General features: G+C 39.3%; 17 protein-coding genes. 8 read left to right on the forward strand and 9 right to left on the reverse strand.

What is annotated here, in order from left to right; genetic code table 11:
- Positions 1-259: 259 nt before the first annotated feature.
- Genes MUN87_RS00230 through MUN87_RS00245 form a run of 4 tightly spaced genes read right to left on the reverse strand, consistent with a single transcriptional unit; the run spans position 260 to position 4,532 of the window.
- Positions 260-1,651 carry an ABC transporter substrate-binding protein gene (locus MUN87_RS00230; RefSeq protein ID WP_244744291.1) on the reverse strand — a complete coding sequence of 464 codons (1,392 nt, stop codon included), beginning with the start codon at positions 1,649-1,651 and terminating at the stop codon, positions 260-262.
- 18 nt (positions 1,652-1,669) lie between these two features.
- Positions 1,670-2,482 carry a carbohydrate ABC transporter permease gene (locus MUN87_RS00235; protein ID WP_244744293.1) on the reverse strand — a complete coding sequence of 271 codons (813 nt, stop codon included), beginning with the start codon at positions 2,480-2,482 and terminating at the stop codon, positions 1,670-1,672.
- Positions 2,479-3,387, reverse strand: a complete 909-nt coding sequence (locus MUN87_RS00240; RefSeq protein ID WP_244748058.1) for a carbohydrate ABC transporter permease — start codon at positions 3,385-3,387, stop codon at positions 2,479-2,481. Before MUN87_RS00240 ends, MUN87_RS00235 begins: the two co-directional genes overlap by 4 nt.
- A 14-nt stretch (positions 3,388-3,401) precedes the next feature.
- On the reverse strand, positions 3,402-4,532 hold the full coding sequence (locus MUN87_RS00245) for an ABC transporter ATP-binding protein (RefSeq protein ID WP_244744295.1): 1,131 nt from the start codon (positions 4,530-4,532) through the stop codon (positions 3,402-3,404).
- Positions 4,533-4,759: 227 nt separating this feature from the next.
- Here MUN87_RS00245 and MUN87_RS00250 point away from each other — a divergent pair, with 227 nt between their 5' ends.
- Positions 4,760-4,987, forward strand: coding sequence for a hypothetical protein (locus MUN87_RS00250; protein WP_244744297.1), 228 nt, complete (start codon positions 4,760-4,762; stop codon positions 4,985-4,987).
- Between the two features lie 245 nt (positions 4,988-5,232).
- Here MUN87_RS00250 and MUN87_RS00255 read toward each other — a convergent pair whose 3' ends face one another.
- From MUN87_RS00255 to nirB (MUN87_RS00270), 4 genes are all read right to left on the reverse strand, one after another.
- Complete coding sequence (locus tag MUN87_RS00255) at positions 5,233-6,678, reverse strand: nitrate/nitrite transporter (protein WP_244744299.1); 1,446 nt, start codon at positions 6,676-6,678, stop codon at positions 5,233-5,235.
- A 195-nt stretch (positions 6,679-6,873) separates the two neighbouring features.
- Complete coding sequence (locus MUN87_RS00260; RefSeq protein WP_244744307.1) at positions 6,874-8,313, reverse strand: MFS transporter; 1,440 nt, start codon at positions 8,311-8,313, stop codon at positions 6,874-6,876.
- A gap of 61 nt (positions 8,314-8,374) precedes the next feature.
- Positions 8,375-10,513, reverse strand: a complete 2,139-nt coding sequence (gene nasC, locus MUN87_RS00265; protein ID WP_244744309.1) for an assimilatory nitrate reductase catalytic subunit NasC — start codon at positions 10,511-10,513, stop codon at positions 8,375-8,377.
- A gap of 29 nt (positions 10,514-10,542) precedes the next feature.
- Positions 10,543-12,879: a nitrite reductase large subunit NirB gene (gene nirB, locus MUN87_RS00270; RefSeq protein ID WP_244744318.1), complete on the reverse strand. Its 2,337-nt coding sequence runs from the start codon at positions 12,877-12,879 to the stop codon at positions 10,543-10,545.
- Between the two features lie 236 nt (positions 12,880-13,115).
- Here nirB (MUN87_RS00270) and nirB (MUN87_RS00275) point away from each other — a divergent pair, with 236 nt between their 5' ends.
- The 5 genes from nirB (MUN87_RS00275) to MUN87_RS00295 all read left to right on the forward strand — a co-directional run bounded on the left by nirB (MUN87_RS00275) (position 13,116) and on the right by MUN87_RS00295 (position 19,300).
- Positions 13,116-15,515, forward strand: coding sequence for a nitrite reductase large subunit NirB (nirB, locus tag MUN87_RS00275; RefSeq protein ID WP_244744325.1), 2,400 nt, complete (start codon positions 13,116-13,118; stop codon positions 15,513-15,515).
- 17 nt (positions 15,516-15,532) lie between these two features.
- Positions 15,533-15,862: a nitrite reductase small subunit NirD gene (gene nirD / locus MUN87_RS00280; RefSeq protein ID WP_244744327.1), complete on the forward strand. Its 330-nt coding sequence runs from the start codon at positions 15,533-15,535 to the stop codon at positions 15,860-15,862.
- Positions 15,863-16,722: 860 nt separating this feature from the next.
- The gene (gene cobA / locus MUN87_RS00285; RefSeq protein ID WP_244744330.1) at positions 16,723-17,499 is read left to right on the forward strand and encodes a uroporphyrinogen-III C-methyltransferase; all 777 of its coding nucleotides are present in this window, start codon (positions 16,723-16,725) and stop codon (positions 17,497-17,499) included.
- A 12-nt stretch (positions 17,500-17,511) separates the two neighbouring features.
- Positions 17,512-18,279, forward strand: coding sequence for a sirohydrochlorin chelatase (locus MUN87_RS00290; protein ID WP_244744332.1), 768 nt, complete (start codon positions 17,512-17,514; stop codon positions 18,277-18,279).
- A complete protein-coding gene (locus MUN87_RS00295; RefSeq protein ID WP_244744334.1) occupies positions 18,251-19,300 on the forward strand; it encodes an anthranilate phosphoribosyltransferase in 1,050 nt (349 codons plus the stop codon). Before MUN87_RS00290 ends, MUN87_RS00295 begins: the two co-directional genes overlap by 29 nt.
- A gap of 856 nt (positions 19,301-20,156) precedes the next feature.
- On the opposite strand, the gene MUN87_RS00300 is transcribed toward MUN87_RS00295, so the two are convergent.
- Positions 20,157-20,771 (reverse strand): NAD(P)-binding protein, encoded by a 615-nt coding sequence (locus tag MUN87_RS00300; protein WP_244744335.1) that lies wholly within the window; start codon positions 20,769-20,771, stop codon positions 20,157-20,159.
- 156 nt (positions 20,772-20,927) lie between these two features.
- Between MUN87_RS00300 and MUN87_RS00305 the strand changes: the two genes are divergently transcribed.
- Both MUN87_RS00305 and ltrA read left to right on the forward strand, forming a co-directional pair.
- Positions 20,928-21,536 (forward strand): alpha/beta hydrolase, encoded by a 609-nt coding sequence (locus tag MUN87_RS00305; RefSeq protein WP_244744337.1) that lies wholly within the window; start codon positions 20,928-20,930, stop codon positions 21,534-21,536.
- A 595-nt stretch (positions 21,537-22,131) separates the two neighbouring features.
- A complete protein-coding gene (gene ltrA, locus MUN87_RS00310; protein ID WP_244744339.1) occupies positions 22,132-23,427 on the forward strand; it encodes a group II intron reverse transcriptase/maturase in 1,296 nt (431 codons plus the stop codon).
- Positions 23,428-24,069: the final 642 nt, after the last annotated feature.

A 24,069-nucleotide genomic window follows, 5' to 3' on the forward strand; every position in this document is an offset into this window, starting at 1 on the left:
AATAAACATTCAAAATACTAAATGAATATACCGCTCTATTACATCATTTTACTGTGCATTATATCCCTACAGCACAATAGAAAGTCTTAACATAACTCTAATATTGTTTAGAGCTGTTCGGGCTTTTTCAAAAAGCTGTAGAAAATAGTGTAATGCTAAATGTGTCAATATAATAACAGGACTGGGTGTGTTACCCGGTCCTGTTATTATTGCGAACTTAATCATGCGTAGTCACTCCATACAAGTCGAAAGATATCATTTACTGATTGGCGCGGTTTGCCTGTTCGATTACACGGTTTGTTTCTTCTGCTGCTTTATCTAACGCTTCTTTCGGATTTGTCCCTTGTATTACATTTTCCATAGCGGTAACTACTTGTTGTCTTGCCTCTGGAAAGACTGAAATTAATGCACCTTGTGTGGCGACGGATGGCTTCGTTTCTTGTAATTGATCTACCGTTACTTTTAACTGTGGAAATTCTGACCATTTTTCTTTAACCATTTCCTCTTCATATGCAGCAGGATTAATAGCGAAGTAACCTGTATCTAAATGCCATTTTGCCTGACTTTCGGGAGTTTGCAAGAATTTCATGAATTCCCATGCTGCTTTTTGTTTTTTCTCATCGATACTGTTTGTCATCCAAAGGGAAGCACCACCGATGATAACGCCATTACGTTCCGCTGCTTCTGAGTAGGGAATATATGCTACTCCAACATCGAATGGTGCATTCTCCACAGTAGCTGACACCCCTGCAGAGGAATCTAAATACATTGCAGTTTTGCCAGTTTGGAAAGCTGCTCGAATATCATCCCAATTAGAACCAAAATTTCCATACGTGCCCGCTTGATTCATATCATCTATTAATTGAAAGACCCGCTGTCCTTCTTCTCCATTAAATACCGCTTCTGTTGCAGGTTCTGCTCGACCATTCTCGTTATTTACAAACAGTCCACCTTGAGTGGCAATTAGCTCCTCGATAAACCAGCCATAATTAAGAATAGAAAAACCATATCGCTCTGTATTTTCTCCATTTTTGACCGTCAAAGCTTCTGCCGCTTTTTTAATTTCTGCAAATGTTTGTGGTGGATTCTCAGGGTCTAATCCAGCTTCTTTGAATGCATCTTTATTATAAAGCATGACTGGAGTGGAAGAGTTAAAAGGCATCGAATATAATTGATCATCCACTGTATAGTAATTTAATATGTTTTTTTCTAACTGATTAATATCATAGTCTTCTTCATCAATAAACGATTGAACAGGTTCGATGAATCCGCTGTCTATCATATATTTCGTTCCAACCTCAAAGGTTTGAATAATAGCGGGAGCATCTTCAGTTCCACCAACACTTCTGAATTTCGTTAAAGCTTCTTCATACGATCCTTGAAACTCAGGGGTAATCGTATACTTATCCTGTGAATGGTTAAAATTGTCTGCAATTGCCTCGATTGATTCCTGTCCGCCACCAGACATGGCATGCCAGAAAACAGCTTCCACTTTTTCCTCTGTGTTTTCTTCTGTTTCCGTATCAGCGGTGTTTGCGGTTTGCTCTTCTGATGATTCATCTGCTGGTTCTTCTCCGTTAGCCTGATTGGAACAGGCAGTAACAAAAATAAGGATGAGCATCATAAGTAAGAATAATAGATTTTTTTTCATATTAAACTTCCCCCTTTATTATTTTATAGCTCCTTGTGCTAGACCTTTCTGCAATTGTTTCTGTCCGACAAATAACAAAATTAGTGTAGGAATTATAACAATAATAACGCCAGCCATCACCACCCCCCAATCAGTCGCCATTTCCTGTGTTTGCAGTTGCTTTAAACCAATTTGTACCGTTCTGACCTCATCATTATTAGTGACGAGCAATGGCCATAAGTACATATTCCAAGTGGTAAGAAATCCGTAAGTACCCAACGTAACAAAAGAAGTTCGACTATACGGTATGACAACTTTATAGAAGAATCTAAATGACCGTAATCCGGCAATGTCGCTTGCTTCTTTTAACTCTTTAGGGATGATAAGAAAGTGTTGTCTAAGAAGAAAGGTACCAAATGCGATCGCGAAAAAGGGGATAGTTAATCCTTCGTAGCGATTCATCCAGCCAAAATGCTGGATCGTTAAAAAATTTGGTATCATTGTCGCTTCCCAAGGGATCATCATCGTCGAGATAAACAGAAAGAAAACAACAGATCTCCCTTTGAATGGAATAAAAACAAACGCAAAAGCTGCCGATGCACTAACTGCTAGCTGACCTAGTGTCACAACGGTTGAAATAAAGAAACTGTTCCACAGATAATGTGCCAGCGGCAAACTTTCGAATGCTTTCTGATAATTTTCAAAATGAAAGGATTGTGGCCAAATATTGCCTTGCAAAAGCTCAGAACCGGACATAAAGCTAATCAAAAAAGCATACAGAATTGGAAAAAATAGTAGAATGCTTGATATCAATAATAAAAAGTAAGTGACGATTGTTTGAGGACGGTTCATTGATAATGGACCTTCCTTTCTCCGAATTTAAATTGTAAGACCGTTACAATTAAGATACATAAGAATAGAAAGATAGATTGAGCGCTAGCTGTTCCGAATTGATAATTGACAAAAGCTTCTCGATAAATGGAATAGACAATTAGATTAGTAGATTCTGAAGGTCCACCTTGGGTCAAAATATCAACCTGTCCAAAAGTTTGAAAGGCATTTATTAAGGACACTGTAACGACGAAAAAAAGGGTAGGTGACAACATAGGGATCGTAATTCTGCGCAGCTGATAGAAGTAACCGGCTCCTGCAATTCTCGCGCTTTCATATATATGATCATCAATATTTTGCAAACCACCTAGTAAGACTAAGAAAGAAAAACCAATATTCATCCAGATTGTGGTGATGGAAACCGATACAAGAGCCCAATCAGGATTTAATAACCATTCCACTGATTGTCCACCAACTGCTGTGATAACTTGATTAAGAATTCCCATGCTAGGGTGAAAAATAAAGAGCCAGACAACAGCCGATGCAGCAACCGATATCCCCATCGTGGATGCGAATATGGTTCGGAAAAATCCAATACCTTTTAACTTTTCGTTCGTTAGTAAAGCTAGAAACAAAGAGAGCAAAACACCTATAGGGACCGTATACAATACAAATAACAAAGTAGCTATTATACTTTTGTGAAAGCTCTCAGCTTGTAAAATGTATTGATAGTTTTCGAGACCGACAAACACATTGGCCAGACCTTGCCGATCGGTTAGGAAGAAGCTTAAATAGAATGTTTTAGCCAATGGATAAAATAGGAATATACTGAATAAAATAATGGAAGGTAACAAATACCAGATAGCACTTCGCCAGTATATCAATCTTTTTTTTGTGAATGCTGTTGGGACAGTTGCCGTATGCATTTCCGCTGAATCCTTCATACAATTTCCTCACTTACAACCTGATGATCCACCGTTTCAGGTTTATTGATGAGTTGACCAGTTATTTGGTCATAAATACATACAGACTGACTGTCAAGGGCTAATGTCAAAGACTGACCGATTTGGAGGTCCCATTGTCCGTACCATTTGGCGTACCACGTTTCATTGTGCCAGTTAAACTTAAGTAACGTTTCCGTGCCAAGAATTTCGTAATGATCAATTGTAATGGTAATTGGAAGGCAATGTGATGATGTTTCGTCATAACGTGTTAATTGTTCAGGTCTTATGCCCACGATGACTTTGTTAGATGTTGTGTTTAGCGTTTGTGAAGGATCGAATGGTAATTCTGTTTGGCCACTGATGTGGATACGTGAGGCAGAAATATCTAAGGTGCCGTTAATCATATTCATGGGCGGAGAACCGATAAATTTCGCAACAAAAGGATTTGCGGGTGTATTATACACGTCAATCGGTCTTCCTATTTGTTGAATCGCTCCTTCATTTAATACCATAATACGATCGCCCATCGTCATCGCTTCTATTTGATCATGGGTAACATAAATTAACGTCATTCCAAGTTTCCTTTGTAGTTCTTTAATCTCTGCTCGCATAAAAGCTCTCAATTTTGCATCCAAATTGGATAGAGGCTCGTCCATCAGACAAATGGGGGAGTTCGTAATGATTGCTCTCGCTAATGCAACGCGCTGTCGTTGACCACCGGATAAATGTCTTGGTTTTCTTTTTAGAAAATCGGTTAAGCCTAACATTTCTGCTATTTCATCACATTTTTCTTTTCGCTGTTTTTTGCGTATTTTTTTTACATCAAGTCCGAATGTAATATTATCAGCTACTGTCATATGCGGATATAGAGCATAGTTTTGAAATACCATAGATAGTTCCCTTTTGCTTGGTGGTAAATGATCGGCGCGTTTTCCATCAATAAGGAGGGAGCCAGCACTTAATTCTTCTAGTCCTGCGATTATACGTAACAGCGTACTTTTACCACAGCCTGAAGGTCCGACTAATACAAAGAATTCACCAGGTTCGATAGTAACATTTACGTCATTGACAACTAGTTGTTTGTTATCATAGCTCTTGTCCACATGGTTTAATTCGACGGCATACATATACATTCTCCTTTTAAACATTGCTAGACTAGTATTCTATCGCCGATTATAATGGGAAAGTGTGAAGCTGGTATAAAGCTGCCGTTAAATAAAATATACAATTTTTAACAAAGTTTTACATTATTCATGAAAAAACAAAAAAATACTTTCATAATAAGAAAAATATTGTATGATAGTAATGGTGAAGAACACAACGAAAAAATTGTATTTTATAATGAGGTGTAAGAATGGATATGATCAGAGAATCAATGGCACTCCCTGTAGATAATTTCTTGGGAATGCTTATATATGCTGTCATTTATATGGTGGTAGCCGGACTTATCAGTGGATTATCCTTAACATTTATTCCAAATCGATTTCCATATGCAGTAAAGAGTTTAATCGTTTTCATTGCAATCGTCATAAGTTTGTTAATCTGGTGGCAAGTTATATTAAGTCCTGCGCTTGAAATATAGTGAAAGTGAGCCATAGCAGAGTATGTATACAAGTACCTGCACGTCCTGCAAGATGCCCTGGACTAATGATAAAGTTTTATAACTGACCGCACAGGAAATAAGCCGAACATTGCACGAATCTTGTTAAGATTTGTGTCATGTTCGGCTTTTAATTTAGCAGAGAAACTTTTGCTCTGCTCATTGTTTCGTTAACTGTGATGTTGGACCATACTGCTAAAATCGAACTACATAGATTTTCGCGTTGCTTAAAACGTTGCTACGTTCTCTGTTTTTGGTTTCTTGATAGTTTCAGTTGTCGTTTCTTTCACTGGTTCTTCAAGGAAGAACATACAGATAAAGCAAATGACTGCGGACAAACCGATTAGGATAAAAAATAGGCTTGGGCTTACCATGCTGAAAATGGTCAAAAATACAACCGAGCCAATATTTCCATATGCACCAACCATACCGGATATTTGACCAGTTACTGACTTTTTAATCGTTGGTACCATGGCAAACACAGCACCTTCACCGGCTTGGACAAAGAACGAACACCCCATTGTCACGATAACTGCAACCCAAATTGGCCAGCTGGAACCAATCAGTGCCATGCCCATATAGCCTATTGCTAATCCTCCGATAAAGATCATCAAAGATTTTTTGCGGCCAAATTTGTCACTGAACCAGCCGCCACTTGGACGTGACATTAGGTTCATGAACGCAAAACTTCCTGCGATAAGACCGGCTTGTGCTACGCCTAATGAAAAAGTTTCTTCGAAAAATAAAGGTAGCATCGATACAACTGCGAGCTCGGAGCCAAATGTACAAAAATAAGCAAAGTTAAGAATGGCGACTTGTTTGAAGGAATATTTTTCTTTCTCTGGTACTCCTTGTTCCAAATGCTCTTTATTCACAGTCCAAATTTTTGATAAATTGTAGAAAAATAAAGCTACTAGTGCCGCGATAATGATGATCATCACCTGTAAACTAATAAAATCCAAATTCCATAAACGATAACTTTGAAAAATTAAGATACCAAACAGAGGAATGCTCATACACATAAGTCCAGCTAAATCGCGATAACTGGTTACTTCTAATGCGCCGCTCTTTTTCGGTTTGCGATATGTGACCCCTTCAGGTGTATCCTCGACAATTCTTAGGAACAAAAAGCCATAGATTAAACTGATAATTCCAGTAAGAGCAATTGCATATCTCCAGCCATCTTCTCCTCCGAATAACAATGCCAGTGCTGGTAAGGTCATCGATGCTGCGGCAGAACCAAAGTTCCCCCAACCGCCATAAATACCTTCTGCAAATCCGACGCTTTTAGTTGAAAACCATTCTGATACCAAACGTATCCCAATGACAAATCCTGCACCAATCAATGCTAAGAAAATTCGTGAAATCATCAGCTGTGTAAAACTGGTGGATAGGGCAAAGGCGAAACAGGGAATACTTAAGATGATCAGTAAACTTGAAAATACTCGTTTAGGACCAAAACGGTCGACGAACATGCCAATTAAATAACGTGCGGGAATAGTTAAGGTGACGTTCGCTACGGTAAGTAATGCCACCTCATCATTTGTTAAGCCAAATTGCTGCTTCAATGTAGACATAAATGGGGCCATATTAAACCAAACGACGAAAGTAATAAAGAATGCAAGTGTAGTAAAGCCTAGTGTTTTAATGTTTCCTTGATATCCTGTTTTCACTAAGATAACCTCCTATGGTTTGTTATGGTTTCATTATAAGAGACTGGAAGTAATAAACAATCAAGTCGTAAAGTAATCTAACACGGAAATATCATTATTATCATATTTTTTCAAAATAATTGTTAGAAAATATAACAAACAAACAAACACAAATAAGCCTCTGGCAGAAAAACAGCAGAGACATACTTGCCACAACTAAAATGCTTTTGCGTTGATCGGGTTTTTAAGCGAGCTGGTTTTGTTTTGTAAATGCAATTGTGTTGTAGAACAAAAACAAACGAGTAATACAAATGATATAGCGATAAAAAACATAGATGGAAAAAACAAATTAAGTACCGCTAAAAAGCATAGTGACCCAATATTTCCATATGCACCAACCATCCCAGCAATTTGACCGGTTTGATTTTGTTTGACATGAGAGACCATCGAGAATATTGCGCCGGAAGCAGCTTGACTTACCAAGGAGCAACAAACTGTAATCAGTAGTGCTAAGAATATTGGCCAATTGCTATTCACTAACGCCATTAATAGATAGAGACAAGTAAGTACAGCTAATAGCAGCAATGTTATTTTTTTCCTTCCAAATCGGTCACTCAGCCAGCCGCCAGCAGGACGAGCGATAAGATTAGTAAAAGCAAAGCTGGAGGCAATCGCTGCAGCAAAGACTGTGCTAATCGCAAATGTTTCCTGGAAAAACATCGGCAGCATCGAAATAATCGCTAATTCGGATCCGAATGTTGAGAAATAGCCTAAACTAAGAATAGCAACATTTTTCATGGAAAACTTCTCTTTAGACGGTATCTTTTTTTGTAAATATACTTGGTTTGCTTTCCATCTTTTTCTCATGTTGAAAATATAAAATACGGCAATGCCTCCATATAGTATTTTAGCCAGATTTGATGGCAATACCGATGTATTTTCCAATGTCCAAATTAAAATAGCAAACCCGCCATATACAGGAAAATTTAATAACATGAGAAAAACAAGATCAGTAGAACTGGTTGCTTTCATAGGGTTGGCTGTCTTCGTATAATGAAATGTTTTCCAATCAGGGGTATCTTTTGCCTTGAAATAGAAAAATAAGCCATAGATTAATGCAAAAACACCAGTGATGAATATAGCATAGCGCCAGCCATTATCTCCCCCGAAAAACAAAGCCAGGGAAGGGAGGGTGAGTGCTGCAAAAGAAGAACCAAAATTCCCCCATCCTGCATAAATACCTTGCGCCAGACCAGATTGATGGTTTGGGTACCATTCTGATACCATTCTGATTCCAATTACAAAGCTGGCGCCAATTGTACCTAAGATTAATCTGGAGATAAGCAACTGAATGTAAGTTGTACCGATCGCAAATAGAAAGCAGGGCATACTCATTATGATTAAAAATATAGAAAATACTTTCTTTGGTCCATATCGATCAACTAACCGACCGAAAATAATTCTTCCTGGTATGCTTAATGCTAGGTTAACAATCATCAAAGCACCGATTTCATCTTTAGTCAAGGAGAGTTGATCTTGAATCGAAGCCTGGAAAGGTGCCATATTAAACCAAACCATAACACTAATGAAAAAAGCTACTGTAGCAATTGTAAGCATTTGTTTCTGACCTTGATAGTCATATTTTATACTAGTCATCGTATTACTCCTTTATAACGGTGAGTATTGGTATATTGAAGTGATATATTAGTTAGTTCTGTTAGCCATCGATAGGGCTGAGTCGGACGACATTCATTTTAAATCCGGGCATTTTACAATAGGGGTCCAGTTGATCGGCCACAAGTCGATTTACATTTTGATTTTCTGTCCAATGAAATGGAACGAAAACAGTATCTTTGCGAATAGTAGAAGAGTATCTGCTTCTGACTACGATCCATCCCTGTTCAGATGTAATCCGAACAAGAGAGTTTGGTTGAATATTATATTTCGCTGCTGTATCTGGATGTATCTCTGCAAATGCCTCAAAATCACGTGCCGCCAGCGAAGGGCTTTTTCTCGTTTGTTCACCTGTTAAATAGTGACTCATCACTCTGCCAGTTGTTAAAAATAATGGATATTGTTCAGTTGGTGCAGGCTTCGATAGGTTACTCTGGCAAGGAATAGCAGCCATCTTTGCTTTGCCATTTGGATGAGCAAATGACTCTTCAAACAAACGCTCTGTTCCATTGTGTCTAGTATCAGGGCAGGGCCATAGGATTCCTTTTTCTTGTCTTAAACGCTGATAGGTAATGCCGGAATAATCTGCTTTACCACCTTTGCTTGCAATACGCAACTCCTCAAAGATTGCTTCCGCATTTTCGAAATCGAAATATTGTTTCTTTCCTAAAATACTTGCTAGTTCACAAAGGATTTGCCAATCATGCTTAGCTTCTCCTTGGATAGGATAGCTGGCTTCACGTAATAGGACCCGACCTTCGACGTTCGTTAAAGTACCTTCATCCTCTAAATAGGAAGTGGCAGGTAAAACTAAATCCGCTAGCTTCGCCGTTTCGGAGAGAAACAGATCTGTAACCACTAAAAATTTCAACTGTTTCAGAGCTTTCTTGATAAGATTGGCGTTAGGATTAGACACAACAGGATTGGAACACATGACGAACATACTGGTAATCTCACCATCTATGATTCGCTCAAACATTTCATAGGCGGAGACTCCTTTACGAGGTAAGTGTTCTGGTGAAACACCCCATACATTTGCGATGTATCGACGATCCTGTTCATTCTCGATTAATCGATAACCTGGTAATTGGTCTGCTTTTTGGCCATGCTCCCGTGCACCTTGCCCATTTCCTTGACCTGTGATTGCCCCATAGCCGGAATGGGGTTTGCCAATTTTGCCTGTAGCAAGCAGAAGGTTTAAGAAGGCGCGCACTGTATCGGTCCCGTTAATTTGTTGTTCAATACCACGCGCTGTAAAAATCATCCCAGATGATTCACGTCCGAACACAAGTGCCATTTGGTATAAGTCATCCAATGATACACCAGCATTTTCTGCTAATGTATCTAATTGGAGTGTACTTACGTATTCGCGGACATCATCGAAGTCTTCTGTACGTTCCTGAATAAATGCATGATCCAATAAGTCTAAATCGATTAGAATTTTCATAACGGCATTGGCTATATAGACATCTGTTCCAGGTTTATTTTTTATGTGTAAATCGGCTAACTTGGTAGTACTTGTTTCCCGTGGATCAATCGCAATGATAAATGCGCCATTTTCCTTTGCTTTTTCAAAGTAAGGCATAATGGTAGGCTGGCATTCTGCTATATTAGTACCCGCTAAGATAATGCATCTAGTGTGAGGTACTTCTTGCAGAGAGTTTGTAAAACCACGATCTACTCCGAAGCTCATATTCGCCGCTGTTGCAGCGGAAGCCATACATAATCTGCCGTTGTAATCGATATGCTTTGTTTCTAATGCAACCCGGGCAAATTTTCCGAGTAAGTATGCTTCTTCATTGGTGATGGAGGCACTCCCATAAACCGATAATGCATCTTTTCCGTCTTCTTGCTGAATCTTTGTAAATTGTTCAGCGATTATTTGATAGGCTTGCTCCCAGCTAGTTGGTTCAAATACACCATTTACTTTGCGAAGTGGTTGTTTTAACCGGTCATGATGAAGTGCATGCTGATGAGCATTCATACCTTTCACGCAAAGGCGGCCCTGTGAAGTGGGATTATCCTTTCCGATGGTTTTATGTTTTTTTCTTGTAATGACCCTTTGTTCGATCAGTTGCATTTTGCATTGCATACTGCAGTATGGGCATTGTGTGTCATAAATACTTTCTGTTTGCGCTTTTTGCTGTTTATCGCGAAAATATTTTAGCATTAGTTCTGTCATACAACTGTCCCCTTTCTACCCCAATCTCTCTATGGTTGAAGATTTCGCCCAAGTAATTGTTTTCGTTTTGTTTGATCATGTTGTAAGTTGGAACACAACATCTCATGAAATTCTCTGTTTAATAATACTTCTCGAATATGCACGGGTCCTGCACGTTCAATCCATTGCAACAAATTTTCTTGAAAGTTCCCTGATTGACGATAATATTGAATTAGCGCTAACAGAATTAATGTCATTTCTTCTGCAGTGTCTGTAGCGTACATAATCTGTTGATGCATATCCTTCTGTGTAATCAAGTCCCAGCTGTTTTTGGTTTGCAGGATGGCTAAATCAAAATAGTGTCGGTCCATTTCCTCTCTGCAACAAAATAGTTTTATCGTCAGTTCATAAGGCAGGTTAACGAACTCCGTCTGTTTTTCAAGCTGGGTAGCTAGATTGATTTGTTGTTGCTTATTGCAATCACAACGACTCTCGGGTATCGCAATACTTTTTAACGAATAATTTGTATAGCTATGAAGAAGCATATTTAGCTCACGACAAAGCGGAAGCAGATGCTCCTCTGGAATATGACGGATTTTCAAACGCTGTTCGGATGTGATATAAATATTATCTAGTTGATAATGACGTAATAATTTGCTGATTTGATGAAAGTCTTCTGTGTGAATAATTCCTCCGTAAGTTTGCGGTATAATTGTATACGAACCATCTGTTTCTAGGATGGCATTTGTTTTTGGATCTAAATAAAAGATCTGATTATTCAAAAAATTATCCGGATAAATCATTTCGAGATAATAGTTTAAGGCCGGCAGACATGTAGAACATCCCGTTGCATTGTTCCACGCTAACTCTTGAAATATCATCGAAATAGAAGTCAGGTTTTTGTGCTGAATCTCACTTACAATTTCATCTTCGGTATGTGTTGTGCAAGTACAGAAACGATTATCTTGTACGGTCTCATGGAAATAATCACTATGAATATAATCTAGTAACTCCTGAACTACAGGTTTACATCCACCGCATGAACTGGATGCTTTCGTACAGGATTTGACATCTTCTACAGTTTGGAGATCTTTTGAAACGACTTGTTCGATTATGCACGATTTCGAGACGCTGTTACATGTACAAATATTTTCATTTCGTGGCAATGTAGCTGCGTATGATTCATTGATATTGACCGGCTGCAGAAGGGAGTTTTTTTGATGATCTGGTACATACTTCCGCTTTCGGATGATATCCAATAAACTTCCACTTAGTGAAGTATCCCCATATAATACAGCGCCCACTGCTTTATCCTGCTCGAATAACACTTTTTGATAAGTGCCATTTATTTCATCGTATCCATAGATTGATTTCGTTTGTTCTGTATCTTTGATTTGCCCGACAGAGAACAAATCAATACCCGAAATTTTTAATTGTGTATAGACAGTAGAACCTTGATATATTCCTTCTTTTTTTGTTAACTGTTTTGCCAGGATATCAGCCTGCTCATATAACGGTTTAACCAGTCCATATACAATGCCGTTGTGTTCCGCGCATTCACCAACTGCGAAGATATGTGCATCATTTGTTCGTAAATATTGATCAACGACAATTCCGCGATTGATTTCTAAACCGGTCTCTTTAGCTAATGAGATATTTGGTTTTATCCCGACTGCCATAACCACTAAGTCAGCTTCAATCGACGTACCATCTTTAAAAAGCAGTCCTTCTGCACGGGCATCACCATAGATTTCTGCTGTGTCTTTTCCTAACAAAAATTGCATACCCTGTGCTTCAAGCTCCTCTTTCAGCATTATTCCTGCGGTTTGATCCAATTGATTATTTAAGAGCTGATCAGCTAAATGGATAACATCAACTTCCATTCCTAAGTTAAGTAGTCCTCGAGCAGCTTCAAGTCCTAATAACCCACCGCCAATGACGGCTGCTTTCTTATATGTTTTGCTTGTTTTTATCATCTTCTTACAGTCATCTATTGTACGAAATGCCATTACCCCTTCTTTATTCGCACCAGGAAGAGGTAAAATGAACGGATTTGATCCGGTTGCGATTATCAGGCGATCATAATATTCTTTTCTATTCTTATCTGTTAAAACAAATTGTTCTTTTCTATTGATCTCTAAAACTGTTTCATTTGGATATAACGTAATTTCGTTTTCTTCGTACCATTTCCAATCATGTATTGTAATGTCATCAAAAGTTGTATCTCCTTGCAACACAGAAGATAACATGATGCGACTGTAATTGGTATATGGTTCAGAGCCGAATATTGTAATATCATATAAGGAAGCATTTTCTTGCAGCAGGTGCTCGATCGTTTTTAGTCCTGCCATACCATTTCCGATCAAGACCAGCTTTTGCTTTTTCATATCGATTGTTCCCCCCAGTTTTGCGTTACAACGAACGATTTATCACTACACGAAGCGTATCATGGGGTTTTATGACATGTCTTTGTATATGTAAGAAAATGTAACGACCTTTTTAGAAAAGGTGTATTTTGGATGCACAAAATAATATGTCAGAAAATTTAACAAACTCGTGGAAGGTGGAAATTAATAGCATTACGATGAGTTTAAGATAAATTTCCGAATTGGGGGATTCACAAATGGCAAAGAAAAAACTAGTACTAATAGGTAATGGGATGGCAGGTATTCGCGCAATCGAAGAAATTCTTCAGTTATTACCAGACCAATTTGATATTACGGTCTTTGGTAAAGAACCTTACCCGAATTACAATCGGATACAGCTTTCGAAAGTATTGCAAGGGGATACGGAAATTAAAGATATTACGTTAAATGAATGGCAATGGTACGAAGACAATGGTATATTACTTTATCCAGGAGAAACGGTAACGAAAATAGATAAAGAAAACCAGGTGGTGTATACCGATAAGGGGAAGGAAACAGCTTATGATTACCTAATTATTGCCACAGGTTCCAATCCTTTTATGCTGCCGTTGCCAGGTGCAGATAAAGAAGGCGTGACTGCATTCCGTGATATTGAAGATTGTGAAAAAATGATTGATGCTTCCAACCATTACAAACGTGCTGCAGTAATTGGTGGTGGTTTGTTAGGATTAGAAGCGGCAAGAGGCTTATTGAATTTAGGCATGGAAGTCGATGTAATCCATATCTCTGATTATTTAATGGAACGACAGCTTGATCGTGCAGCTGCAGAATTACTCCAAAAAGAATTAGAGTCACAGGGTATGAATTTTTATCTAGAAAAACAAACTTCCGAAATTACCGGTAAAAAAAGGGTAACGGGATTGAAATTTAAAGATGGTGGCGCAATTCCAGCTGATTTAGTTGTGATGGCGGTTGGAATTAAGCCGAATGTAGCATTGGCACAGGAATCTGGTGTTGACGTTAATCGCGGTATCATTGTTAACGATCATATGGAGACGAATGTTCCCAATATTTATGCTGTAGGGGAATGTGCTGAACACCGAGAAATGGTGTATGGATTAGTTGCTCCTTTATATGAGCAAGGCCAAGCATTAGCAAAACATATATGTGGTATGAACCATCAGGGCTATAAAGGATCTGTTTTATCTACGCAACTTAAGGTATCTGGTGTTGATGTCTTCTCTACCGGATTAATCAATGAAACAGCGGACTCCAAATCAATTAAAGTATTTGATGAATGGCAAAATACGTATAAGAAAATTTTGGTCCAGGATGACAAATTAACAGGTGCGGTTCTTTTCGGTGATACAAAAGAAGGAACAAAATTACTGAGTCTGATAAAAAAAGGTGCCAATGTTCAAGAGTATCTTGAAAGTCAACAGGCAAGCGATGATGGTGAAAGTATTGTTGCCGCTATGAGTGATGAAGAAATTATTTGTGGCTGTAACGGTGTCTCTAAAGGGACAATCGTTAATGCGATTAAAAACGATGGCTTAACTACAGTAGAGCAAGTAAAAGGCAAAACAAATGCATCTCGTTCTTGCGGTACTTGTAAGAATCTTGTCTCCGATTTATTAACGGATACGCTTGGTGATGAATATGAAGCAGATACGAAAGAATCGATCTGTGCGTGTACCGATTTAACTCGAGATGAAGTAGTGGCAGAGATTAGAGAGAAAGGATTAACCCATTCAAAAGAAGTCATGAACGTCTTAGAATGGAAAACGGAAGAAGGCTGCTCCAAATGTAAACCAGCGCTTAATTATTATTTAGGTATGGTTTATCCAGAAGAACATGAAGATGAGAGAGAGTCACGCTTTGTCAATGAACGTCTGCACGCTAACATTCAAAAAGATGGAACATATTCCGTTGTGCCAAGAATGTATGGTGGTGTAACAAATGCAGAAGATTTAAGAACTATTGCCGATGTAGCAGAAAAATATGAGGTCGGTATGATTAAATTAACGGGTGGTCAACGTATAGACTTACTAGGTGTTAAAAAAGAAGATTTACCAGATGTGTGGAAAGATTTAGGTATGCCTTCAGGATATGCATACGGTAAGTCAGTTCGTACCGTAAAAACATGTGTCGGTGCAGAGTTTTGCCGATTTGGAACGCAGGATTCTACAGGGATGGGAATTCAGTTAGAGAAAAAATTCGAAGGGTTAAATACCCCTCACAAAGTGAAAATGGGTGTATCAGCCTGTCCGCGTAATTGTGCAGAAGGTGGCATTAAAGATGTAGGTGTTGTCGGGTTAGATGGTGTCTGGGAAGTTTATGTCGGTGGAAATGGTGGTACCGATCTGCGAAAAGCGGAACTTTTAGTGAAAGTAAAAACGCAGCAGGAGGTATTAGAATATACGGCTGCCTTTCTGCAATATTATCGTGAGAATGCTAGTTACCTAGAAAGAACGTCTCATTACGTAGAACGTGTAGGTATTGAACATGTACAAGAAATTGTTAACGACGATCAATTACGTTCCGAGTTAAATGCAAGAATGGATCAAGCACTTTCTGTTTATCAGGAGCCATGGAGCAATGTATTAGAAAGTGAAACAACTTTAAAAGACTTATACCAGAAAGTAACAGCTAAATAATGGATGGGGGAAACAAAATGGAACAACGAACGGTAGGTAAAGTGTTAATTGGCAATTATGAGGATTTGCCAGTCAGCCTTGGTAAAGCAGTAGTTGTTGACGATAAAGAATTAGCGGTATTTCGACTGTCGAACGGTAAAGTCAAAGCAATTGAAAACAAATGCCCCCATCGAGGCGGCGTACTGTCAGAAGGAATGGTAAGCGGAGAACATGTTTTTTGTCCGTTACACGATTGGAAAATTAATGTCTCGGATGGATTGGTCCAAGCCCCTGATGAAGGCTGTGTTCAAACCTATCGAACAACAATAGAAGATGATAAAGTGTACGTTGAAATAACGGATAAATAAAGTGCGGAAGAAACTGAGGAAAACAGTTTTCAGCCAAAGGAGAAGGCGAACATAACAAGAAATCCAGTAATAAATGATTCCAGTTATGTTCGGCTTTTCTCCTTCACTGTATGGATATACTGCGAAGTAAGTTTGTGCAAAACTTAACAGAGCTGTATATGAACGTGGCGATTTTGAAATGTTTTATGTGCTAATAAAAGCTCCGGAAATAGGCTCCGCGTCCTGTGGGCACGGCTTCAGCTAACTTATGAAAGAAAATACTTTTCTTTCATAAATGGATCTTCAGCTCGCGCTGATTCCACGGGAGTCTTCGCCTATTTCCTACGCTTATGGGAAGTGCTACAACGAATGGCGGAGCTAAAAGCAGTGGTGCTAGACATTATAAATCATCAAAATGGTTAATCCATGCAGATAGCGGTCCATATCCTTCTTGTTACATCAGTTGTAAAGCTCCATCCTAGCATAGGCCAACCACGGAGACTCCCGCGGGATTGTGCAGGTGCTGGAGATCCACTTTGTCTGCACCTGCGTCTACTAGTAACGCTTCGAAGTAGGCTTTCTCGGTTCAAGGCAGCAGTGAAGTAATTCATGTAGTTGCCTAGCTCCAGTAGTGCCCGGCAGGACGCGGAGTGGTTGGACAGAGCGGTATCCCAGCACATAATGTATGTCAAAATAATCTCATGGTTAAACGAATGGATTGCTGCGTAGTATGCTTCATATCTGTATTATTTGAATACCGTGGTAATAGAGATTGGTACTGTAATTTTTCATTTCTAGCAAATATAATTCTGTTATGACAATCGTTTTCTATTATATTAATAGAATAATGGATCGGGGCAATTCTAAAAGGGGGATAACAAATGGGAAAAGTATATTTGGTTGGAGCAGGTCCTGGAGATCCTGATTTGATCACTGTAAAAGCATTAAAAGCGATTCAACAGGCAGATGTGATTTTATACGATCGTTTAGTCAATCCGCAAATTTTACAAGAAGCAAAAAAAGAGGCAGATTTAATATACTGTGGAAAATTACCGAAATTACACTTGATGAAACAAGATACGATCAACCATTTACTCGTTAAATATGGTAAGAAAGGGAAGAATGTAGTACGATTAAAGGGAGGAGATCCTTTTGTTTTCGGAAGAGGAGCGGAAGAAGCGGAAGCATTAGTAAAGAACGGGATTGATTACGAGATTGTGCCAGGAATAACGGCTGGTATAGCGGCACCGGCATATGCGGATATCCCCGTAACGCATCGCGAATTGGGACGTTCATTTGCTGTTGTTACCGGTCATTGTAAAGACGGTGAACCTTCTGAAATTAAATGGGAATACCTCGCCAAATCCGTTGATACCATTGCGATATACATGGGGATGAGTAATCTTGAATATATTACTGACCAATTAATGAGCCATGGTTTGCCAGCTTCAACGCCCATAGCAATTATCCAGGAAGGTACGACTGCTAATCAGAAGAAGGTTAGTGGTACGTTACAAACGATCATAGAACAAGTAGAAAAGCATCAAATTCAAAATCCTGCTATGATTGTAATAGGTGAGGTTGTCAAAGTTGGTGAAAGGCTGCAATCTTTAAAAGAAAGCTTTCAGGAGATAAGGCCAATTTCAACTGCATTATAGGAGTGAGCACAAGTGGAAGCTGTTATTTATATTTGTCACGGAAGCAGATTAACAGAATCAAAGAAAGAATCTATTGATCTAATCGAAAAGGTTAAGGAACGTGTGAATGTCCCTATTCAGGAAACATGTTTCTTAGAACTGCAGGACCCGACATTGGCACAAGCAGTTGATAATGCGGTGGAGCAGGGTGCGACAGAACTTTATATTATGCCGATTTTATTATTGACGGCTGGTCATGCAAAAAAAGATATTCCTGCGATGATTGAGCGGGAACAGGCAAGATATCCGGAGCTTTCTGTACATTATGGACGTGCGATTGAAGTTGAACCGAAAATGATTGATATTTTAGTTGATCGCATTTATGCTTGCACCGACGATCCAGCAACTTATGATATATTACTTGTCGGGAGGGGAAGCAGTGATCAGCAAGCAGTGGGGGATACAGAGACCTTAGCTGAAATGCTTCGTCATCGGTTTCCTGCCAATCGAATTGAAAAATGTTTTTTAGCAGCCAGTGAACCCAAATTTGAACCTTTTTTAGCAGATAAGGTTCAACAAGGAAAATCAGTATTAGTGTTACCTTATATCTTGTTTACCGGTCTGCTCGATCGAGGAATTAAAGATTACGTGAAAACATTTGAACTCGAAACAGGTCAGGAAATATTACTTACGGATTATCTCGGTCATCATTCAATAATTGTGGATATTTTAACAGAAAGAGTACTAGAAGTAAGAGAAGGAGCGAGTACGGATGCAACAATGGCTGAAAGAAGTAGCTAGAGGTAAGAAGGGTTCAAAAGATTTACCGTATGAAGAAACAGTCGAAATTGCGGAAACAATGCTGACAAACCAGGCAACAGATGCCCAAATTGCCGCCTATTTGGTTGCGGAACGTATAAAAATGGAGACGCCTGAAGAATTACTAGCGTTTATTCATACGCTCCAAAAGCATGCGGATCGCTTTGAACTATCAAAAGAAATGCAGCAACAAACAATTGATTTTGTCGGTCCTTATAATGGCCGTAATTCATTTGCTGCTACCATTCCTGTTTCGATTTTGTTAGCAGAGCATGGAATTCCTGCTTTTCTTTCGGCAAGTGATACGTTACCACCGAAATACGGTACATCCTTGAAAGAAGTCATCAAAGCACTTGGCTTAGCATCTGATACCGACAAAGCCACCAATGAAGCACGATTTGCACAACATCGTTTTGCTTTTGCAGATACCGAAAAATATTGCTTGCCACTCGCAAGTATTCGGTCGATTCGTAAAGAAATTGGTGTGCGGACGTTGTTTAATACCGTGGAAAAACTAGTCAATATTGCACAAGCGCGAAATGTTATGCTAGGAGCCTTTCACCGTACTGCAATCAACAATCTTGCACATGTGTTCAAACAACTTGATTATGACCATGTTTTTCTTGTGCAAGGTTTAGAAGGATCAGAAGATGTGCCTGTCCATCGAAACAGTTTTGTATTTGATTGGACACCAGATGGTTTGGAATCCTTCTCAGTAAAGCCAAAGGACTATGGTCTGTATTCGGAGGATTATGATAAATCAGTAAAATTGTCTGCAGAAGAGCAGGCAGCTATTGTACGTTCTGTCTTTGCTGGGGAAGCATTACCGGAACATCAATATTATTATTATCAGATTCTATTAAATGCCGGGTTGCGCTATTATTTATTCAAAGTAACCAATTCAATTGAAGAAGGTATTGAGCTGGCCGATCAACAGATAAAATCGGGTAAGGCGATGGAAAAATTACAGCAATTGCAAAAAGACAAATGTGAGGTGAGTTAAACCTCATATTTGTCCTTTTTGTTCAGTCAAGAAAAGTGCAGTCACAGCAGTAACCATTTTGAACATGAAGCTGAGTTCCTATAATATGGATTATGTAAACTATCCATCACTAGCCAAGCATCCATTTTGAGATATTTAATATGCTGGGATACCGCTTCAGCCAACCATTCCGCGTCCTGCGGGGCACGGCTGAAGCTAACTTTGTGAAGAAGGTCGCTTCACAAAGTGGATCTCCAGCACCTGCCTGATCCCGCGGGAGTCTCCGTGGTTGGCCTACGCTAGAATTGGGACTCTGCAATTTTTGTAAGAGCTAGCATATTGATCGTATGCATATAATAGCTATCGAAAAATGACTAGAACCACTGCTTTTAGCTGTTCCATATGATGTAGCATTTCCCTAAAGCGTAGGAAATAGGCGGAGACTCCCGTGGAATCAGCGCGAGCTGAAGATCCACTTCATTTGTGCCTGTGTCTGCAAGCATTGCTTCGAAGTAAGCTTCCTCGGCACAAGGCAGCAAAGAAGTATTTTCAAGTAGTAGCCTAGCTGAAGCCGTGCCCACAGGACGCGGAGCCTATTTCCGGAGCTTTTCTAAGCAGATAAAATATATCAAAATGATCATTCTGCAATACAGGCTTTGTTTACATAATCCATATTATAGGAAGTTGTTTACTAATTAAGTCAATAAGGATCAGGTGGTTTATGCCCGGTTTTTCCTATAAGCAGCGGGATTATATATGTACTGTCATAGAAGTGATCAAGCTGAACATGGGTTCTTTTAATATGGATTATGCTAAGACTGTATTTCAAAATAAACACTAACATAATCCATATTATAGCTAGTTACGAGTGGAAGGTTTAAGACCTGTTTCTTTGCTTATGCAGCCATGTTTGCTGTTCTTTTTTGTCGTAGATGGGGTCTTCTATCAGTTGTGACAACAATTGTTTTTTTAGCTGAGGTGTTAACTCTTGCTGTTTTAGTAATTTTCTTGCCTGATATAGAAAGTCAACATACTGTTCATATTGATCAGGAATTTCCTGCTCGATTGCATGTTTTATTTTTTTCGCAAGTATGGGACTTGCTCCTCCTGTTGAAATGGCAATTTGCAGTTTCCCTCTGGTTAGCGTAATAGGGAATTGTACATTGCCATCTTCTGAGCGATGACTGGCGTTAATCCAAGAATGGGAAGGTGCATGATCGACTATGTATTGGTTGATTGCTTCATCATTGGTTGCAATGATGATTAAGTCGGCATTCTGGAAGTGTTGAAATTTACATTTTTCCTTCAGCCAATCTATTTGATACCTTTTAATTAATTGATGCAATTCAGCAGTTACTGACGGACTTACCACTGTGATTTTCTGGTAATAGGGAAGCAAGTGCTTCAGCCTTCGAAGTGCGACTTGTCCACCACCTATGATGACGATTTTTTTATTGTTTAAATTCACAAACAGAGGGGAAAATTGCCTCATGCGCTACACTCCAATATTTATTACTATCGCTCGTACTTCTTATTGTAGTATGCTTAGGGAGAGTGGGCAAGCTTACTTGACAGATATCATTACTATTTTTTACACTAGGATAAAGAAAATGTTTCGAATTTGAGATAAAAGAGAAAGGGTGTAGGCATGAAACATATTTTTAAAGAGGGAAAAAGCCTAACAGGCCCCACCATATTACTATTGCATGGAACAGGTGGAACGGAACAGGATTTATTACCGTTAGCTGACATTATAGATTCAGAAGCAAATGTGTTAAGTGTGCGTGGCAATGTACTCGAAAATGGGATGCCACGTTTTTTTAAGCGCTTGGCAGAAGGTGTGTTTGACGAGGAAGATCTTATCGAACGAACGAAAGAATTGTATCAATTTATCGATGAAGCAGCCCAGGAATACGGATTTGATCGCAATTATGTGATTGCAGCAGGTTATTCGAATGGTGCTAACATTGCAGCAAGTCTGTTGTTCCATTACCAGGACGCCCTTACGGCTGCGGTATTACATCATCCCATGGTTCCTAGAAGAGGTATAGAATTACCGGAGCTTGCCAGTGTGAACGTCTTGATTACTGCAGGCAGAAATGATCCATTATGTACAGAACAGGAATCACAAGATTTAGAAACGATTCTGCAAGCGAACGGTGCAGATGTAGAAGTACACTGGGAAAATAACGGACACCAGCTAACCCAAACCGAAGCAGAAGCCGCAAGAGAGTGGTATCAGAGAAAATTTAAATAATAGAGAAGAAGCTGTGCATATCAGATTAAATGCACAGCTTTTTTTTTTTTTTTTATGAGTAGCGTGCCCAGCAAGCCGTTAATTGCTAGTTGGTGAAAGTCCAATACGAGTAAGTGCCAAGACGCTCGGTAGCTGACGAGCAACTGGTGGAGAAATCCTAAGGTTGAAGCCTCGTGACAAAGTAACTCTTTAGGGAGTGCGAGCAACTTAGCAGGTCGTAACATAAAGTGAATCTTGTAGCCTCGACAATTACAACCCTCTAAGAGGAACAAGGGAAGTCTAGCCTCTTGCTCATAGGTGAAGACCATGGAAGGTGTAAAGAACTTGGATAGACAACACCAAAGAATCCCTCGGGGTATGGAGATCGACATGTTAAGAAAGTAGTTAACGGAACTGGGGATATCCTCCTCGGTCACTTCAGAGAAGAAGTAAAACAAAAACCTATAAGCGTAATGTGAAATGGTGGATGGGCTGAGAGGAAGTCGGAGGGGGTTATAGTACCGAAGAAAGCCATGACAACACAACGTGGCTGAAGGGAAGGACGGCAGAAGCCAATTCCCTACTTCGTTCATATGTTTTAAGGAGGTAAGAGTGAGTGAATGCTAAAATAGCTAACTACACCAATAATGTAAAAGCTCGACAACTTCAACGAACATTATACCTTTGTGCCAAGGGAAGTAAGACACGGCGGTTCCATGCGTTATATGATAAGATGCATCGACCTGATATCCTATGGGAAGCATGGCGAAGAGTGAGAGAAAATAGAGGAGGTAGCGGGGTCGATCAACAAACACTGGAAGATATCAGTGATTATGGAGAAAAGAAGTTCTTGAATGAGCTCTACGTGGAATTGAAAGAGAAAGACTATCAGCCTCAACCCGTGCTACGAACCTATATACCGAAAGATGATGGAAAGAAACGACCACTAGGCATCCCAACGGTGAAGGACAGGGTTGCACAAATGGCAATGAAGATTGTAATCGAACCCATTTTTGAGGCGGACTTTAAAGAAAGTTCGTATGGGTTTCGTCCAAAGCGAAATGCTCATCAAGCGATTGCGAAAATTCGCAAAGAGAGTAAACGAAGCTATTGGGTGTTAGACGTCGACATCCAAGGTTACTTTGACAACATCAATCATGAAAAGTTGATGAAATTGGTAGAACAGCGTATAAGTGACCGGAGAATTCTCAAGTTAGTCCGTAAATGGTTAAAAGCAGGTATTATGGAAGACGGTTCGTTACAAGAATCGGAATGGGGTGCTCCGCAAGGCGGGGTCATTTCACCATTACTATCTAATGTTTGCCTAAATGTCATGGACACGATATGGGAAAAGCAGTTTGGTCATTTGGGAACGCTGATTCGATATGCGGACGATTTTGTCATTATGTGTAAAACCAAGCAACAAGCACTAGGGAGTATACGTGTGATTCAAGGAATCATGAAGAAACTGGATTTAACGTTACACGAAGGCAAATCAAAGCTTGTCAATATCTGGGATGATAATGAAGGGTTTGATTTCTTAGGTTTTCATCATCGAAAGTTTCCTGTACGGAAGAAAGGCGGTCACGTTTTCTATTTCATGCATCATATTCCTAGTAAGAAAGCGATGAAGAAGATGCGAAAGAAAATAAAAGAATATACATCACCACGTTTTAAATTACATGTAGACATGGAAGAATTAATAGAAGGCTTAAATCGCAAATTACAAGGATTTAAGAATTACTATCAACTCTCTCCAATGTCCAAAAGATGGTTAAATCGAATTGATTGGTATGTATTACAGCGACTAAACATCTTTCGTAACAACAAGAAGAATAGGCGGTATAAGCATGGTTATCTGCAAGAAACAGCCAAAGAAGTAAGTTACAAACTAGTGAAACTGGCTATATAACCCGTAAAGCCAAAGGAAGAAGAACGTCGGAAAGCCGTATGAAGGAAAACTTCACGTACGGTTTGATGAGGGGAAATAGGAGGAGGATACTACCTTTCAGTCTGGCTTAGTAAGGTGGAACACCCTGAAACCCGAGGACAGAAGACAATATCCAATTCCTGTTTTCTACTCTACAAGAAAGTATATAAGTACAGTAACAGCAGTAATCATTTTGAACATGAAGCTGAGTTCCTATAATATGGATTATGTAAACAAAGTCTGTATTGCAGAATGATCATTTTGATATATTTTATCTGCTTAGAAAAGCTCCGGAAATAGGATCCGCGTCCTGTGGGCACGGCTTCAGCTAACTTATGAAAGAAAATTCTTTTCTTTCATAAGTGGATCTTCAGCTCGCGCTGATTCCACGGGAGTCTCCGCCTATTTCCTAAGCTTTAGGGAAGTGCTACATCATATGGAACAGCTAAAAGCAGTTGTTCTAATCATTTTTCGATAGCTATTATATGCAAACGATCAATATGCTAGCTCTACCAAAAATTGTAGAGTCCCAATTCTAGCGTAGGCCAACCACGGAGACTCCCGCAGGACGCGGAGTGGTTGGACAGAGCGGTATTCTAGCACATTAAATATCTCAATATGGAT

The sequence above is a fragment of the Gracilibacillus salinarum genome (assembly GCF_022919575.1).
Classification (GTDB): domain Bacteria; phylum Bacillota; class Bacilli; order Bacillales; family Amphibacillaceae; genus Gracilibacillus; species Gracilibacillus salinarum.

What these genes read in the sequence shown, in the direction of transcription:
- MUN87_RS00250 (WP_244744297.1), top strand. Translation starts at nt 4,760, where the DNA reads ATGGATATGATCAGAGAATCAATGGCACTCCCTGTAGATAATTTCTTG.
- MUN87_RS00260 (WP_244744307.1), bottom strand. Translation starts at nt 8,313, where the DNA reads ATGACTAGTATAAAATATGACTATCAAGGTCAGAAACAAATGCTTACA.
- nirD (WP_244744327.1), top strand. Translation starts at nt 15,533, where the DNA reads ATGGAACAACGAACGGTAGGTAAAGTGTTAATTGGCAATTATGAGGAT.
- MUN87_RS00305 (WP_244744337.1), top strand. Translation starts at nt 20,928, where the DNA reads ATGAAACATATTTTTAAAGAGGGAAAAAGCCTAACAGGCCCCACCATA.
- nasC (WP_244744309.1), bottom strand. Translation starts at nt 10,513, where the DNA reads ATGACAGAACTAATGCTAAAATATTTTCGCGATAAACAGCAAAAAGCG.
- nirB (WP_244744325.1), top strand. Translation starts at nt 13,116, where the DNA reads ATGGCAAAGAAAAAACTAGTACTAATAGGTAATGGGATGGCAGGTATT.
- MUN87_RS00245 (WP_244744295.1), bottom strand. Translation starts at nt 4,532, where the DNA reads ATGTATGCCGTCGAATTAAACCATGTGGACAAGAGCTATGATAACAAA.
- MUN87_RS00300 (WP_244744335.1), bottom strand. Translation starts at nt 20,771, where the DNA reads ATGAGGCAATTTTCCCCTCTGTTTGTGAATTTAAACAATAAAAAAATC.
- MUN87_RS00230 (WP_244744291.1), bottom strand. Translation starts at nt 1,651, where the DNA reads ATGAAAAAAAATCTATTATTCTTACTTATGATGCTCATCCTTATTTTT.
- MUN87_RS00295 (WP_244744334.1), top strand. Translation starts at nt 18,251, where the DNA reads ATGCAACAATGGCTGAAAGAAGTAGCTAGAGGTAAGAAGGGTTCAAAA.
- cobA (WP_244744330.1), top strand. Translation starts at nt 16,723, where the DNA reads ATGGGAAAAGTATATTTGGTTGGAGCAGGTCCTGGAGATCCTGATTTG.
- nirB (WP_244744318.1), bottom strand. Translation starts at nt 12,879, where the DNA reads ATGAAAAAGCAAAAGCTGGTCTTGATCGGAAATGGTATGGCAGGACTA.
- MUN87_RS00235 (WP_244744293.1), bottom strand. Translation starts at nt 2,482, where the DNA reads ATGAACCGTCCTCAAACAATCGTCACTTACTTTTTATTATTGATATCA.
- MUN87_RS00240 (WP_244748058.1), bottom strand. Translation starts at nt 3,387, where the DNA reads ATGCATACGGCAACTGTCCCAACAGCATTCACAAAAAAAAGATTGATA.